Source organism: Sorangium sp. So ce836 (assembly GCF_028553905.1).
Taxonomy (GTDB): domain Bacteria; phylum Myxococcota_A; class Polyangia; order Polyangiales; family Polyangiaceae; genus Sorangium; species Sorangium cellulosum_D.
In genome coordinates this window covers 2,501,012-2,518,896 of sequence record NZ_CP102233.1, presented here as the reverse complement: position 1 = coordinate 2,518,896, position 17,885 = coordinate 2,501,012, and the positions used below count along the sequence as shown (strand labels likewise).

Genomic DNA, 17,885 nt, shown 5'->3' with positions numbered 1-17,885 from the left:
TCCTCGCTGCCCGCGGCCGCGAACACCACCTCTCTCAACCCACGGTCGAGGTGCGCGTCCAGCGCCTCGCACACCTCGTCGAACGCCGCACGGAACACGGGGTACACTTCGTAAAGTCTCTTCCCCATCCCGAGCCGCTGGCTGCCCTGCCCCGTGAACAGCACCGCAAGCTTCCCGCCTCGCTTCGCCGTCCCGCTCACCACCGCCGCATCCGGCCGCCCCGACGACAGCGCCCTCAGCCCCTCCACAGCTCCCGCAGCGCTCGCCGCAAGCACCGACGCCCGCGACTCGAAGTGCGTCCGGTGCAGCGCTGCCGTGCGCACCACGTCCGACCACCCCACCTCCCCGTGCTCTTCCAGCCACTTCGCCCACCGACCCGCCTGCGCATTCACCGCGGCTTCGTCTCGACCCGACAGCACCAGCGGCAATAGCGCTGGCGCCGCCTCGGCCTCGACAGGCTCGCGCCGCGCCTCGGCCGGCGCTTCTTCGAGGATGATATGCGCGTTCGTCCCGCTGATCCCGAACGACGACACGCCGGCACGGCGCGGGGGGCCCTCTGCGCGCCGAGGCCAGGGGGTCAGGCGATCGACCACCTGCACCGGCAGGTTCTCCCACGGGATCCGGGGATTGCGCGGCGTGCTGTGCAGCGTCGCCGGCAGCGACTCGTAACGGAACGCCGCCAGGATCTTGCACACCCCTGCGATGCCCGCGGCGGACTCGAGATGACCGATATTGCTCTTGACCGCGCCCAGCTGCAGCGGACGAGCCATATCCCGGCCTTGCCCGTACACCGCGCCGAGCGCCTGCACCTCGATCGGGTCGCCCAGCGACGTGCCCGTACCGTGGCACTCCACCACATCGATGCTCGCCGGCTCCAGCCCCGCGTTCCGCAGCGCCGCGCGCACCACCTTCTGCTGCGCCGTGCCGTTCGGCGCCGTGATCCCGCTGCTCGCGCCGTCCTGATTGACCGCCGTGCCGCGCACCACACCCAGCACCCGCTTCCCCTGCTGCTGCGCCTCGGACAGCCGCATCAGCACCAGCACCCCGACTCCCTCGCCACGGCCATAACCGTCCGCCGCCTGCGAGAACGCCTTGCACCGCCCGTCCGGCGACAACGCGCGCGTGCGCGACAGCAGCACAAACCCCGCCGGGTTCGCCAGCACCTGCACACCTGCCGCCAGCGCCACCTCGCAATCGCCCCGGCGCAGCGCGTCGCACGCCAGGTGCAGCGCTACCAGCGACGAGCTGCAGGCCGTGTCGGTCGACACCGCAGGGCCTTGCAGCCCGAGGTGGTAGGCCACCCGTCCCGCAGCAAAGCTCAGCGCCGTCCCTGTCAGCGCATACGCATCTTCGTTCGCGCTCTTTCCTCGGTAGCTCGCGTATTCGCTCGGCGCCACGCCCACGAACACTCCCGTATCCGAGCCCTTCAGGTGCTCTGGACGCACCCCCGCGTCCTCCAGGGCGCTCCACGCCGTCTCCAGCAGCAGCCGGTGCTGCGGATCCATCGGCTCCGCCTCCCGCGGACTTATCCCGAAGAACCCAGGGTCGAACGACGCCACGTCGTCGAGCAGCGACGCGTTCCGCACGTACGTCTTGCCCTTCGCGTCGGGGTCAGGATCGTACAGCGCCTCGACGTCGAATCGTTGGGCCGGGATCGGCCGCAGCGTATCCCGCCCTTCGACCAGCACCTGCCAGAAGCTCTCCAGGTCGCTCGCTCCGCCAGGCATGCGCAGCCCCACGCCCACGATCGCTATCGGCGTGCTCCACCCCTCTTCCCGGCTCACCTCGCGCACCGCCGGCTCCGGTCGCGGCTGAGGTGTGAGCTGCTCCAGCAGCCAGCGCGCCACTTCGCTCTGCGTCGGGTGATCGAAGCTCAGCGTGCTCGGTACCGTCATGCCCGTGCGCTTCTGCAGCCGCTTCGACAGCTCCACCGCCATCAGCGAATCCAGCCCGAGGTCCAGAAAGCCACGGTCCGGGTCAAGCCGGCTCGGGTCCGTCATGCCCAGTACCGCGGCCGTCTCGCTCGCCACCAGCTGACGTACCCGCTCGCGCCGCTCGGCCTCGCTCAGGCCCAGCAAGGTGTCTCTCAGCGCGGTCCCGCCTGCGGCCGGCTGCGGGCCGCGGCTCTCCTGCGCCCGCCGGGCCTCCTCGATCCCGTCCAGGAGCGGCCTCGGCCTCGCCGCGCTGAACGACGGCGCGAAGCGCGACCAGTCCACGTCCGCGATCGCCACCGACGTGCGCCCCAGCCGCAGCGCCATCTCCAGCCCGGCGAGCGCCTTGTCGGGCGACATCACCGCGACCCCGCGGATCCGCAGCTGCGACTCGAGCTCGCTGGTCACCATCCCTTCTCCCGCCCAGGGGCCCCAGTGCAACACCGTCGCAGCCTGCCCTCGCGCGCGCCGGTACCGCGCGAGCGCGTCCAGCCCTGCGTTCGCTGCGCCGTACCCAGCCTGCGCCCCGGAGCCCCACAGCCCGGCGATGCTGCCATAGAGCACGAACGCATCCAGCTCCCGCTTCCCCAGCAGCTGATGCAGGTGCCACGCCCCCTTCACCTTCGCCGCGAGCTCCTGCTCGAGCTGCTCAGGCTCGAGCTCTCGCAGCGGAACACGGCGGCCTATGCCCGCGAGGTGCGCCACCGCCCTCAGCGGCGCTTCATCCTGCTCCAGCTCCGCGAGCAGCGCCGCGAGCTGCGCGCGCTCCGACACGTCACACGCCGCCAGCGTCACCCGAATGCCCCGCGCCACAAGCTCGTCCCGTAGCTCGCTCGCCCCGGGCGCCGACGCGCCGCGGCGCGACGCCAGCACAAGGTGCTCTGCGCCACGCCCGGCCAGCCAGCGGGCAAGATGACCTCCGAGCCCGCCCACGCCGCCCGTGATGAGCACCGTGCCGCGCGGCTTCCAGCCCTCGCCGTCGCCCTCGCCGCGCACACGCACAATGCGCCTCACGAGGCGCCCGCCGCGCCGCACCGCCACCTGATCTTCGTTGTCGTCGGACACAAGCGTGGTCAAGACGTGCTGCATCACGCCCGCGTCCAGCTCCGCCGGCACGTCCAGCAGCCCGCCCCAGCGCTCGGGGTGCTCCAGCCCCAACGCCCGTCCCAGTCCCCACGTCAGCGCCTGCAACGGGTGCACCACCGCTTCGCTTGGCTCGGTGCTGACCGCTCCCTGCGTGAGCAACCACAGCCGCGCGCCGATTCCGGCGTCGCCGAGCGCCTGCACCACCGCCAGCGTCTGGTACAGGCTGCGGGGCGCCTGCCCTTGCTCCAGCGCGCCTTCCTCGCCTGAGGCCGTGAGCGCGATGACGCCACGCAGCTCGCCCTCCTCCTTTCTCAGGCGCGCTTGCTCTCTCAGCCACGCTGCGAGCTGCGCTCGCTCCACGGCCGCGATGTGCACGATCACCTCGGCCCCCGCGGCGCCGAGCGCACCACGCACCACCTCCGCAAGCTCTCCGGCGAGCGGAGGTGACACCACGAGCCAGGTGCCCCTCGCATCCGGACTACCCGTCACACGCCTCGGATGGTTTTGCCACGCTTCCTCATACAGCCAGCTCGCCGCCGCCGCTTCTGCCTGCTTTCTCTGGCGCCACGCCGCGAGGTACGGCAGCAGCGGCCCGACGCTGGCGCGCACGTCGTCAGGCAGCTCCAGCAGCTCCGCAACGCCATCTCCCTCGCCCTCCAGCGCCGCATTCCACAGCGCCTGCTCCGCGCTGGAGACATTCACCTCGGTCGCCGCGCTCTTCGGCGCTTCCAGCCAGTAGCGCTGCCGCTGGAACGCGTACGTCGGCAGCTCCACGGGCCGGCCGCCACGGCCCGACAGCACCTGGGCCCAGTCCACCTCGTGCCCCTGCACGTGCACTGTCGCCACCGCCGTCGCCAGCGCGCGCTCTTCCTCCTGCTCTCTCCGCAGGCTCGTCACAAACGTCGCCTCGGCTCCCTCCGGCAGGCACCCCGCCCCCAGCGCGCACAGCACGCCATCGGGACCGCACTCGACGTATGTGCTCACCCCCGCCGCCGCAAGCGTGCGCATCCCGTCCAGGAAGCGCACCGCCTCGCGCACCTGCCTCACCCAGTACTCGGCCGACATCAGCGCTTCTTCGCCACCGAGCTCGCCCGTCACGCCGCTCACCACCGCCAGCCGTGGCCGCGCGTACGTGCACTCCCGCGCTACCTTCCCGAACTCCTCCAGCATCCCGTCCATGTGCGCGCTGTGGAACGCGTGCGACACACGCAGACGCCGCGTGCGCCGGCCCTGCGCCTCCAGCCGTCGCGCCACCGCGAGCACCGCCGCTTCGTCCCCGCTCAGCACCGTCTGCATCGGCGCGTTCAGCCCGGCGATGCTCAATCGCCCCTGCGCCCCGACCTCCGACAGCGCCCGCTGCACCTCCGGCTCCGAGGCCTCCACCGACACCATCGCTCCCCCGGCCTCGCACCCCTGCATCAGCCGACCTCGGGCGCACACCAGCTTCGCTGCGTCCGCAAGGCTCAGCACACCCGCCACGTGCGCAGCGCTCAGCTCTCCTATCGAGTGCCCCAGCAGCGCAGCGGGCTTCAGCCCCCACGACTCCCACTGACGGTACAGCGCCACTTCCACCGCAAACAGCCCGGGCTGCGTGTACTCCGTCCGCTCCAGCAACGCTCCTTCCTCGCTGCCCGCGGCCCCGAACACCACCTCCCGCAGACCACGCGCGAGGTGCGCGTCCAGCGCCTCGCACACCTCGTCGAACGCCGCACGGAACACAGGGTACACTTCGTAAAGCCTCTTCCCCATCCCGAGCCGCTGGCTGCCCTGCCCCGTGAACAGCACCGCAAGCTTCCCGCCTCGCTTCGCCGTCCCGCTCACCACCGCCGCATCCGGCCGCCCCGACGACAGCGCGCGAAGACCCTCCACAGCTCCCGCAGCGCTCGCCGCAAGCACCGACGCCCGCGACTCGAAGTGCGTCCGGTGCAGCGCCGCCGTGCGCACCACGTCCGACCACCCCACCTCCCCGTGCTCTTCCAGCCACTTCGCCCACCGCCCCGCCTGCGCGTTCACCGCGGCCTCGTCTCGACCCGACAGCACCAGCGGCAATAGCGCTGGCGCCGCCTCGGCCTCGACAGGCTCGCGCCGCGCCTCGGCCGGCGCTTCTTCGAGGATGATATGCGCGTTCGTCCCGCTGATCCCGAACGACGACACGCCGGCACGACGGACCCGGCCGTTGCGCCGCCACGGACGCGCCTCTTGCAGCAATGACAGCCCGCTCCCCTCCCACGCGATGTGCGGGCTCGGCTGCTCCGCGTGCAGCGTCTTCGGCAGCACCTCGTGCTGCATCGACAGCACCATCTTGATCACGCCCGCCACGCCCGCCGCCGCCTGCGCGTGCCCAAGGTTCGACTTCGACGAACCCAGGTACAGCGGACGCTCGGGGCTACGCTCCGGTCCAAACACCTCCGCCAGCGCTCCGGCCTCGATCGGGTCTCCAAGGCTCGTGCCCGTACCGTGCGCCTCCACCGCGTCGATGTCCTCGGGCGACAGACCACACGACGACAGCGCCTGCCGGATCACCCGCTGCTGGGCAGGGCCGTTCGGCGCCGTCAGACCCTGGCTGCGACCGTCCTGGTTCACCGCAGAGCCACGGATCACCCCCAGCACACGGTCGCCGTCGCGCTGCGCGTCAGACAGCCGCTTCAACAACAGCATCCCGCAACCCTCGGCCCAGCCCGCGCCGTCCGCCTGCGCCGAGAAGCTCTTGCACCGACCGTCGCGGGACATCCCCTTGAGACGGCTGAACTCCACGAACAGCGCGGGGGTGCTCATCACCGTCACCCCGCCGGCCAGCGCCAGGTCGCATTCGCCCTGGCGCAGCGCCGTGCACGCCAGGTGCAGCGACACCAGCGACGACGAGCACGCCGTGTCCACCGTCATCGCTGGGCCCTGCAGCCCCAGCGCGTAGGCCACCCGGCCCGAGAGGATGCTCGCCGCGCTCCCGATGCCCCGGTACCCGTCCAGCTCCTTCAGATCGACAGTATGAAGAGCACCGTAGTCCGAGCCCATCGAACCCAGGTACACTCCGGTGGCGCTCCCGCTCAGCGCCGACGGGCGCACGCCGGCCCGCTCCAATGCCTCCCACGCCGTCTCCAGCACCAGCCGATGCTGGGGATCCATCGACTGCGCCTCGCGCGGCGATATCCCGAAGAAGTTCGCGTCGAACAGGTCGATGTCCCGTACAAACCCACCTTCGCGCGCGTAGCTCTTGCCTGCGGCCTCCGGATCAGGGTCGTAGACCTCGAACCCGTCCCAGCGCGCTGGGAGGCCTTCGATCGCGTCCTTCCCCTCGGCCAAGAGACGCCAGTAGTCGTCCGGCGTCGCAACGCCTCCCGGCAGCCGGCACGCCATCGACACGATCGCGATCGGCTCGTCTTTCCCTGCACGACGACGCACCCGCGCCCGCGCTTCCTTCACCTGCAGCCCCGAGAACGCCTGCTTCAGCAGCAGCTCTGCGATCGCCCGCGGCGTCGGGTAGTCAAAGACCAGCGTCGCCGGCAAGGACGTCTCGGTACGGGACGTGAGGCGGTTGCGCAGCGCCACCGCCATCAGCGAGTCGAGCCCCAGCTCCTTGAGCACCTGATCCGCCGCCACAGCCTCGCCGCGCTGAAGCCCTGTCACGGCCGCAACCTCGCCCCGCACCAGCTCGACGAGCGCATTCAGCCGCTCCGCCTCCGGCAGCGCCGAGAGGCGCTCGCGGAGCGCCGAGGCGTCTCGCCTCGTTGCCGAGGACGCCTTGCGCAAGCTCGGGCGCAACAGCGCACGAAACAGCGCCGGCAGCTCGCCGCTGGACTCCAGCCCACGCTGCAGCTGCGCGAGATCCAGGTGCACTGGGACCAGGCTCGCTTCAGGGCGTGAGAGCGCGGCGTCCAGCAGGGCGAGGCCCTCTTCCACCGGCATCGGCACGAACCCATTGCGCCTCATGCGCGACAGCTCGGCCTCGCCCAGGTGCGCTGTCATCCCCACGCCCGCCTGTGTCCAGAAGCCCCACGCCAGGCTCGTCGCCGCGAGCCCGCCGCCGCGCCGGTGCGCCGCGAGCGCGTCGAGGAACGTGTTCGCCGCCGCGTAGTTGCTCTGGCCCGCCGCGCCAAGCGTACCGGCCGCCGACGAGAACAGCACGAACGCCGCGAGATCCAGCTCCCGCGTCAGCTCGTGCAGGTGCAGCGCCCCATCCACCTTCGGCGCCAGCACCCGCGAGAGGCGCTCGGCCGTCTGGGCGGTGAGCACGCCGTCGTCGAGCACGCCGGCCAGGTGCAGCACCGCGCTCAGCGGACGCGCCGCGTCGATGCCGGCCAGCACACGCGCGACCTCCTCCCGCTTCGACACGTCGCACGCAGCCACCGTCACCGTCTCGGCGCCGAGATCCTCGAGTGACTGCACGAGCTCGCGGGCCCCGGGCGCCTCCAGCCCGCGACGCGACGTCAGCACAAGGTGCCTCACCCCGTGCGCGCGCACCAGGTGCGTCGCCACGATCTGACCCAGCTCCCCTGTCCCGCCGGTCACCAGCACCGTGCCCGCAGGGTCCAGCCCGCGGGCTCCTCGGGTGAGCTCTTCCGCTGCCGCCTGCGCGCGCACCAGGCGCGCGGCCAGCGCAGCGCCCCCGCGCAGCGCAAGCTCCGGCTCCGCCGCCGTCGCCAGCGCCCGCGCCAGCAGCCCAGCGTCCACGGGCTCGGTCCCCACATCGATCAAGCGCAGCCCGCGTTCGGGGTGCTCGCTGCGCGCCGCGCGAACAAGCCCCCACAGCGGCGCGCGCGCCAGATCCTGGACGGCGTCGTCCGGCGCCGCGCCCACCGCGCCCCGCGTCACCCACACCAGCTCGACAGCGTCGAGCCGCGGCTCCGACAGCCACGCTTGCAGCAGCGACAGCGCCTGCCTCGTCGCCTCGTGGGACAACGACGCCACTCCCGACTGACTCTGTCCTAGAGCTGTCGTGTCGACCGCCACCCGCGCAGGCGCGCTCGCGCCCTGCTCGAGGCGCGCAACCAATGCATCGAGATCGGCAATCGCCTCCGCCCTCAGGGCTTCGGCCAGCCTCCCTCGTCCCTCCGCTGCACCGAGGACCACCAGCGAGCCCGCCTCCAGGGGGGCTGCCGCGAGCTCCACAGGCTGGAAGCTCACCTGATACATATGTTGGCCACCAGCGTGAACGGCGGTCCGCAGCTGCTCGGCCGTCGCCCGGCGCAGATGTAGAGCGCCGATGCTCGCCACGGCCTGCCCCGTGGAGTCTGCGACTTGCAGCGAAGCGGTGTCCTGGTGTGCGCCTCCGTCCTGGAGCTCCACCCGGACCCGAAGCTCGCTCGCCCCCGTCGCGTGCAGCGCAACGTCCGACCAGGCGAACGGCACGAGCACCTCGTTCGCCCCTGGGCTCTCGGAGAAGGCCGCGACCATCGTGTGGAGCGCGGCGTCCATCAACGCCGGGTGCACGCCATACGCCTCCGCCCTGTCCTTCTCGGTCCCCGGCAGCACCACCCGACCGAAGTAGGTTGTGCCTTGGCGCGACAGCTCCACGAGCCCTTGAAACGCCGGGCCGTAGTGGAGCCCGCGCTCACGCAGCCGCTCGTAAAGCCCGGACAGGTCCACCTCCTCCGCGCCCGGCACAGGCCACGTCGACAGCTCGTCGAGCTCGTCAGGGATGCCGGGGGGCTCGTCCGTCAACACCCCCGTCGCGTGCTGCACCCACGGCGCGTCCTCCGGCGCCTGCTCAGGCTGGCTGTACAGCCCCACCTCGCGCCGGCCCGCCGCGTCCGGCGCTCCGATCATCACCTGCAGCCGCGCCGCGCCCTCGGCCAGCACCAGCGGCTCGGCGAGCGTGAGCTCCGACAGCGACCGGCTGCCCACCGCGCGCCCCGCCGCCAGCACCAGCTCCAGCATCCCCGTGCCCGGAAGCACCACCTGGCCAAACAGCTCATGATCCCGAAGCCACGCATGCTCCGCCAGCGACAGCCGCCCTGTGAACAGGTGCCCCTCGCCGTCGGCGAGCCTCGTCGCGGCGCCGAGCAGCGGGTGTGCTGCTGCCTTGAGCCCCGCCGAGCTCACGTCGCTACGCGCCTTCGAGATATCCAGCCAGTAGCGCTGCCGCTGGAATGCGTACGTCGGCAGCTCCACGACACGACCGCCATGGCCCGGCAGCACCCGTGTCCAGTCCACCTCGTGCCCCTGCACGTGCAGCTGCCCCAGCGTCCTGTACAGCTGCGACAACCCACCTTCGTCGCGCTGCAAGCTCCCCACCACCACCCCCTGCGCCTCCGCGCACGCCGTCGTCAGCGGCATCGCCAGCACCGGGTGCGCGCTCACCTCCACGAACACACCGTGCCCGTCCTCCAGCAGCTTCGACAGCGCTCGGTCCAGGCGCACCGTCTGCCGAAGGTTGCGGCACCAGTACTCGCCGTCCAGCGCCTCGCCCCGCGACACCTCTCCTGTCACCGTCGAGTAAAACGGCAGCTGCGTCGCCTTCGGCCTGAGCGACGACAGCTTCGCTCCTAACTCGGGCAGCAGCGCATCCATGTGCGCGCTGTGCGATGCGTAGTCGACGTTCACCTTCCGGCAGAACACACCTTCTGCCGTCAGCTCCACCATCAGCCCGTCCACCGCCTCCACGTCACCCGACACCACCGTCGAGCTCGACGTGTTCACCGCCGCTATCGCAAGCGCCTCCCCGTACGGCGCGATGTGCTCCTGCACCTCCGACACCGGCCGCTCGACCAGCATCATCGCCCCCATCCCCGACCGCTGCCGCACCGCCTGGCTGCGCAGCGCCACTACCCGCGCTCCCTCCGCAAGCGACAGCGCCCCGCACACCACCGCCGCCGACACCTCGCCCTGGCTGTGGCCCACCACCGCCGCAGGCTCCAGCCCCAGCGACCGCCACGCCGCGGCCAGACCCACGCACATCGCGAACAGCGCGGGCTGCACCACGTCCACCCGCTCCAGCGACGGCTGCTCCTCACCTGCCTCACCCGCCTCGCCGCGCAGCACCGACAGCACAGACCAGCCCGTCCACGGCCGCAGCGCCTCATCGCACGCCTGCACCGCCTCCGCGAACGCCGCGCTCTGCTCCAGCAGCGCCCGGCCCATCCCCGGCCACTGGCTCCCTTGGCCGGGGAACACGAACACCACCTTGCCTCGCGCACGCGCCGTGCCCGCCGACACCGCCCGGTGGCCGCGACCCTGCGACAGCGCCCGCAGCGCCTCCTCCGCCTCCGACACGCTCGCCGCAAGCACCGATGCGCGTGAGGCGAAGTGCGTCCGGTGCAGCGCCGCTGTCCTCACCACGTCCGACCACTGCACCTCCGCGTGCTCTTCCAGCCACTTCGCCCAGCGCTCCGCCTGCGCCGCCACCGAGGCCTCGTCTCGCCCCGACAGCAACAGCGACATCGCAACACCCTCCGCCGCCACCGGCTCGCGCACTGCCTCCACCGGCTCGCGCGCCGCCTCCACCGGCGCCTCTTCGAGGATGACATGCGCGTTCGTCCCGCTGATCCCGAACGACGACACGCCCGCGCGCCGCGCCCGGCCGTTGCGCCGCCACGGACGCGCCTCTTGCAGCAACGACAGCCCGCTCCCCTCCCATCCAATGTGCGGGCTCGGCTGCTCCGCGTGCAGCGTCCGCGGCAGCACCTCGTGCTGCATCGACAGCACCATCTTGATCACACCGGCGACGCCCGCCGCAGGCCCCGCGTGTCCCAGGTTCGACTTCGACGAGCCCAGGTACAGCGGTCGCTCGGCCTTGCGCCCAGGCCCGAACACCTCCGCGAGCGCTCCGGCCTCGATCGGGTCGCCGAGGTTCGTGCCCGTCCCATGCGCCTCCACCGCGTCGATGTCCTCGGGCGACAGCCGGCACGACGACAGCGCCTGTTGGATCACCCGCTGCTGGGCAGGGCCGTTCGGCGCCGTCAGACCCTGGCTGCGACCGTCCTGGTTCACCGCTGACGCACGGATCACCGCAAGCACACGGTCACCGTCGCGCCGCGCGTCCGACAGCCGCTTCAGCACCAGCATCCCGCACCCCTCGGACCAGATGACGCCGTCAGCTCGCGCAGAGAAGCTCTTGCAACGACCGTCCCGTGCAAGGGCCTTGAGGCGGCTGAACTCCACGAATCCCGCGGGTGTGGTCATCACCATCACCCCGCCGGTCAAGGCCAGATCGCACTCGCCCTGACGCAGGGCCGTGCACGCCAGGTGCAGCGACACCAGCGACGACGAGCACGCCGTGTCCACCGTGATCGCTGGGCCCTGCAGCCCAAGCACGTACGCCACACGGCCTGAGAGCACGCTCGCCGCGCTCCCGGTGCCCCGGTACCCGTCCAACGCCGCCAGGTCGCTGCCGTAAAGAGCACCGTAGTCCGAGCCCATCGAGCCCAGGTACACCCCGGTGGCGCTCTCGCTCAGCGCCGACGGGCGCACGCCAGCCCGCTCCAGTGCCTCCCACGCCGTCTCCAGCACCAGCCGCTGCTGGGGATCCATCGCCTGCGCCTCTCGGGGCGATATCCCGAAGAAATCCGCATCGAACAGGTCGATGTCCCGCAGGAATCCACCCTCGCGCACGTAGCTCTTGCCCACCGCCTCCGGATCGGGGTCGTAAATCGAAGGTGCATCCCAGCGCGCAGGGAAGGCCTCGATCGCATCTCTCCCCTCCTCCAGGAGACGCCAGTAGTCTTCCGGCGTAGCGACGCCCCCCGGCAGCCGGCACGCCATCGATACGATGGCGATGGGCCCTGAACGGAGATCCGAGTGGCTGGTCTGCAGCCTCTGCAACTCTTTCAATGCACGGGTCAACGCCTCACGAAGCGTAGGAGAGGCGGCGCTGCTATTCATGGAGATCCTCTGAGTTCGAAATCATTTGCAAGGCTTGCAAGGCCAGCTGCTCGTCGGCGAGATCTTCGAAATCGGAAATGGGAACCGGAACCTCGACGGATGTTTCGGACGGCCCCCGCAGCTCCAAGAGCTTGGGGAGGAGGCCTGAACGACGCACGAGACTGACGGAGAGGCTGAGCATGAACGCGCGAATTTCCTCGTCGGACATGGAGTCCGCTGTACGCAGCAGATTCCGGCGCTCACCGTTTCCGAACTTTGACAGGAGGAACTTCGCGATGTGCGTGGCAGATGGATGATCGAAAAGCAAAGTGGCAGGCAAGTTGCTTCCGACCAGCAAGGCGAGCCGATTGCGGACTTCGACGGCCATGAGCGAATCCATTCCGAGCTCCCTCAAGGGCTGGGCCGTAGGAATCGCGTCACCGCGCTGAAGCCCGAGCACCGCGGCGACCTCGGCCCGCACAAGGTCGATGAGCGAGCTCAGGCGCTCCGCCTCCGGCAGCGCCGAGAGGCGCTCGCGGAGCGTCGACGCCTCCTTCCTCGCGGCAGAGGACGCCTTGCGCAGCCCGGGGCGCACCAGCGCGCGAAGCAGCGCCGGCAGCTCGCCGCTGGACTCCAGCCCACGCTGCAGCTGCGCGAGATCCAGGTGCACTGGGACCAGGCTCGCTTCAGAGCGTGAGAGCGCGGCGTCCAGCAGAGCGAGGCCCTCGTCGACCGATATCGGCACGAGCCCTGCGCGCCTGATGCGCGACAGCTCGGCCTCGCCCAGGTGCGCTGTCATCCCCACGCCCGCTTGCGCCCACAACCCCCACGCCAGGCTCGTCGCCGCGAGCCCGCCGCCGCGCCGGTGCGCCGCGAGCGCGTCGAGGAACGTGTTCGCGGCCGCATAGTTGCTCTGGCCCGCCGTGCCAAACGTGCCGGCCACCGACGAGAACAGCACGAACGCCGCGAGATCCAGCTCCCGCGTCAGCTCGTGCAGGTGCAGCGCCCCATCCACCTTCGGCGCCAGCACCCGCGAGAGGCGCTCGGCCGTCTGGGCGGCGAGCACGCCGTCGTCGAGCACGCCGGCCAGGTGCAGCACCGCGCTCAGCGGGCGCGCCGCGTCGATGCCGGCCAGCACACGCGCGACCTCCTCCCGCTTCGACACGTCGCACGCGGCCACCGTCACCGTCTCGGCGCCGAGCTCCGCGAGCGATTGCACAAGCTCGCGGGCCCCGGGCGCCTCCAGCCCGCGCCGCGACGTCAGCACAAGGTGCCTCACCCCGTGCGCGCGCACCAGGTGCGCCGCGACCGCCTGACCCAGCTCCCCTGTCCCGCCGGTCACCAGCACCGTGCCCGCAGGGTCCAGCTCGCGGGCTCGGGTGAGCTCTTCCGCTACCGCCTGTGCGCGCACCAGGCGCGCGGCCAGCGCAGCGCCCCCGCGCAGCGCAAGCTCCGGCTCCGCCGCCGTCGCCAGCGCCCGCGCCAGCAGCCCAGCGTCCACGGGCTCGGTCCCCACATCGATCAAGCGCAGGCCGCGTTCGGGGCGCTCGCTTCGCGCCGCGCGGACAAGCCCCCACAGCGGCGCGCGCGCCAGGTCCTCGACGGCGTCGTCTGGCGCCGCGCCCACCGCGCCCCGCGTCATCCACACAAGCTCGGTCGCTTCGAGCCGCGGCTCCGACAGCCACGCTTGCAGCAGCGACAGCGCCTGCCTCGTCGCCTCATGCGACGACCCCGCCACGTCCAACGGGCTCGGGCTCGCGGCGGTGACGTCGACCACCACCCGCTCAGGCGCGCTCGCGCCATGCTCGAGGCGCACAACCAATGCATCGAGATCGGCAATCGCCTCCGCCCCCAGGGCTTCGGCCAGCCGCGCTCCTCCCTTCGGTGCACCGATGACCACCAGCGAGCCCGTCCCCAAGGGAGGTGCTGCGAGGTCCACAGGCTGGAAGCTCACCTGATACATATGTTGGCCACCAGCGTGAACGGCGGTCCGCAGCTGCTCGGCCGTCGCCCGGCGCAGACGTAGAGCGCCGATGCTCGCCACGACCTGCCCCGTGCAGTCTGCGACGTACAGCGAAGCCGCTGGCTGCTGTGCGCTTTGTTCCTGCATCTCCACTCGGATCCGAAGCTCGCTCGCCCCCGTCGCGTGCGGCGCCACGTCCGACCAGGCGAACGGCAACAACACGCCGTCTGGCCCTGACATCTGAGAGAAAGCTGCGACCATCGTGTGGAGCGCGGCGTCCATCAGCGCCGGATGCACCCCATACGCCTCGGCGCTGCCCCTCGCGCTCTCGGGCAACACCACCCGGCCGTAAAGCCTCGCGCCTCGACGCCAGAGCTCCACGAGGCCCTGGAACGCCGGACCGTAGTCGAGCCCGCCCTCACGCAGCCGCTCGTAAAACCCGGACAGGTCCACCTCCTCCGCGCCCGGCACAGGCCACGTCGACAGCTCGTCGAGCTCGCCGGGGGCGCCGGGGATCTCGTCCGTCAACACGCCCGTGGCGTGCTGCACCCACGGCGCGTCCTCCGGCGCCTGCTCGGACTGGCTGTACAGCCCTACCTCGCGCCGGCCCGCCGCGTCCGGCGCTCCGACCGACAGCTGCAGCCGCGCCGCGGCCTCCTCGGCCAGCACCAGCGGCTCGGCCAGAACCAGCTCCGACAGCGTCCGGCTGCCCACCGCGCGCCCCGCCGCCAGCGCCAGCTCCAGCATCCCCGTGCCCGGAAACACCACCTTGCCGAACACCTGATGATCCCGAAGCCACGCATGCTCCGCCAGCGACAGCCTCCCTGTGAACAGGTGCCCCGCGCCGTCGGCGAGCTTCGTCGCAGCGCCGAGCAGCGGATGGGCGGCCGCCTTCAGCCCCGCCGAGCCCACGTCGCCGCGCGCCCTCGGCGCCTCCAGCCAGTAGCGCTGCCGCTGGAACGCGTACGTCGGCAGCTCCACGGGCCGGCCGCCACGGCCCGACAGCACCTGGGCCCAGTCCACCTCGTGCCCTTGCACGTGCACCGTCGCCACCGCCGTCGCAAGCGCGCGCTCTTCCTCCTGCTCTCGCCGCAGGCTCGCCACAAACGTCGCCTCGGCTCCCTCCGGCAGGCACCCCGCCCCCAGCGCGCACAGCACGCCATCCGGCCCGCACTCGACGTATGTGCTCACCCCCGCCGCCGCAAGCGTGCGCATCCCGTCCAGGAAGCGCACCGCCTCGCGCACCTGCCTCACCCAGTACTCGGCCGACATCAGCGCTTCTTCCCCAGCGAGCTCGCCCGTCACGCCGCTCACCACGGGCACCTGCGGCCTCCTATACGCGCACTCCCGCGCCACCCTCCCGTACTCTTCCAGCATCCCGTCCATGTGCGCGCTGTGGAATGCGTGCGACACACGCAGACGCCGCGTGCGCCGGCCCTGCGCCTCGAACCGCCTGCCCACCTCCAGCACCGCCGCTTCGTCCCCGCTCAGCACCGTCTGGCTCGGACCGTTGATGCCCGCGATCCCAAGCCGGCCCTCCAGCCCCATCGCCGACAGCGCCCCCTGCACCTCCGGCTCCGAGGCCTCCACCGACATCATCGCTCCGCCCGCCTGGCACCTCTGCATCAGCCGACCGCGGGCGCACACTAGCTTCGCAGCGTCCGCAAGGCTCAGCACACCCGCCACGTGCGCAGCGCTCAGCTCTCCTATCGAGTGCCCCAGCAGCGCCGCGGGCCTCACTCCCCACGCCTCCCACTGCCGGTACAGCGCCACTTCCAGCGCAAACAACCCGGGCTGCGTGTACTCCGTCCGCTCCAGCAGCGCCTCCTGCTCGCTGCCCGCTTCCGCGAACACCACCTCTCTCAACCCACGGTCGAGATGCGCGTCCAGCGCCTCGCACACCTCGTCGAACGCCGCACGGAACACAGGATACGCTTCGTAAAGCTTCTTCCCCATCCCCGCGCGCTGGCTACCCTGCCCCGTGAACAGCACCGCAAGCTTCCCCTCGCGCACTCCCGTCCCGCGCACCACCCCCGCCGCGGCTCGACCCTCCGACAGCGCCCTCAGCCCCTCCACCGCCTCCGACACGCTCGCCGCCTGCACCGATGCGCGCCAGGCGAAGTGCGTCCGGTGCAGCGCCGCCGTTCTCACCACGTCCGGCCATCGCACCTCCGCGTGCTCTCCGAGCCACTTCGCCCAGCGCTCCGCCTGCGCCCCCACCGAGGCCTCGTCTCGCCCCGACAGCAACAGCGGCATCGCGACACCCTCCGCCGCCAACGGCTCGCGCACCGCCGCCGGCTCGCGCGCCGCCTCAAGCGGCGCCTCTTCGAGGATGACATGCGCGTTCGTCCCGCTGATGCCAAACGACGACACGCCCGCAAAGCGGGGGAGGCCGTCGGCGCGCCGAGGCCAGCCGGTCAGGCGGTCGACCACCTGCACCGGCAGACTCTCCCAGGAGATCTGGGGGTTGCGCGGCGAGCTGTGCAACGTCGCCGGCAGGGCCTCATGCCGAAACGCCGCCAGGATCTTGCACACTCCGGCGATGCCGGCGGCCGACTCCAGGTGACCGATGTTGCTCTTGACCGCTCCAAGCCGCAGCGGGCGAGTCGCCTCCCTGCCTTGCCCGTACACCGCGCCGAGCGCTTGCACCTCGATCGGATCGCCCAGCGACGTGCCCGTACCGTGGCACTCGACCACATCGATGCTCGACGCCTCCAGCCCCGCGTTCCGCAGCGCAGCGCGCACCACCTTCTGCTGGGCCGTGCCGTTCGGCGCCGTGATCCCGCTGCTCGCGCCGTCCTGATTGACCGCCGTGCCCCGCACCACGCCCAGCACCCGCATCCCCTGCGCCTGTGCGTCCGAAAGACGCATCAGCACCACCACCCCGACGCCCTCGCCACGGCCGTAGCCGTCGGCCGCCTGCGAGAACGTCTTGCACCGTCCGTCGGGCGAGACCGCACGCGTGCGCGACAGCAGCACAAACCCCGCCGGGTTCGCGAGCACCTGCACGCCGGCCGCCAGAGCCACCTCGCAATCGCCGCGCCTCAATGCGTCGCACGCCAGGTGCAGCGCCACCAGCGACGAGCTGCACGCCGTATCGACCGACACCGCCGGGCCTTGCAGCCCGAGATGATATGCCACACGGCCCGCTGCGAAGCTCAGCGCGGTCCCCGTCAGCGCATACGCATCTTCGTTCGCGCTCTTGCCGCGATAGCTCGCATACTCGCTCGGCGCCACGCCCACGAACACACCCGTGTCCGAGCCCTTCAGCTGGTCTGGACGCACTCCCGCGTCCTCCAGCGCGCTCCACGCAGTCTCCAGCAGCAGCCGGTGCTGCGGATCCATCGGCTCCGCCTCGCGCGGGCTTATCCCGAAGAACCCCGCGTCAAACGATGCCACGTCGTCCAGCAGCGAGGCATGCTTCACGTACGTCTTGCCCTTGGCCTCGGGGTTAGGATCGTACATCGCCTCCACGTCGAAGCGGTCGGTCGGGATCGGCCTTAGCGTATCCCGCCCCTCCACGAGCACTTGCCAGAAGCTCTCCAGATCGTTCGCTCCGCCCGGCATGCGCAGCCCCACGCCCACGATCGCGATCGGCGCGCTCCGCTCCGGTCCACGGCTCACGCCGTGCTCGTCCGCCGCCGGTCGCTCCGGCGGCATCAGCTGCTCCAGCAGCCAGCGCGTTACCTCGCCTTGCGTCGGATAATCGAAGATCAACGTCCTTGTGACCGACACCCCCGTCCGCTGCTGCAGCCGCTTCGACAGCTCCACCGCCATCAACGAGTCCAGCCCGAGGTCCAGAAAGCCTCGCTCCGGGTCCAGCCCGCTCGGATCCTTCACGCCCAGCACCGCCGCCGTCTCGCTCGCCACGAGCTCGCGCAGCCGCTCGCTCCGCTCCACAGCCGGCAGGCCGAGCAGCATCTCCCGCAGCGCCTTGTCCCCCGCTCCGCCCGCGGCCTGCTGCGGTGTCCGGCCCTCCAGCGCATGGCGCGCTTGCTCGATCCCGTACAGCAGCGGCCTCGGCCGCGCCGCGCAGAACAGCGGCGCGAAGCGCGACCAGTCCACGTCCGCGATCGCCACCGACGTGCGCCGCAGCCCAACCTCGAGCC

Annotated in this window: 2 protein-coding genes (both running past the window's edge); both read right to left on the bottom strand. The window is 71.5% G+C overall.

The genetic code is table 11. The features are described 5' to 3' along the window. Positions 1–11,834, bottom strand: the 5' portion of a protein-coding gene (locus NQZ70_RS09075) for a type I polyketide synthase (protein ID WP_129573865.1). Its footprint begins 9,106 nt before the window's first position; 11,834 of the gene's 20,940 nt are visible here — the first part of the coding sequence; its start codon is at positions 11,832–11,834; its stop codon lies beyond the left edge, outside the window. Further along, on the bottom strand, positions 11,827–17,885 hold the final stretch of the coding sequence (locus NQZ70_RS09070; RefSeq protein WP_237245632.1) for a type I polyketide synthase. 21,646 nt of this gene lie beyond the right edge of the window; 6,059 of the gene's 27,705 nt are visible here — the last part of the coding sequence; its start codon lies beyond the right edge, outside the window; its stop codon occupies positions 11,827–11,829. The genes NQZ70_RS09075 and NQZ70_RS09070 overlap by 8 nt, the downstream gene beginning before the upstream one ends.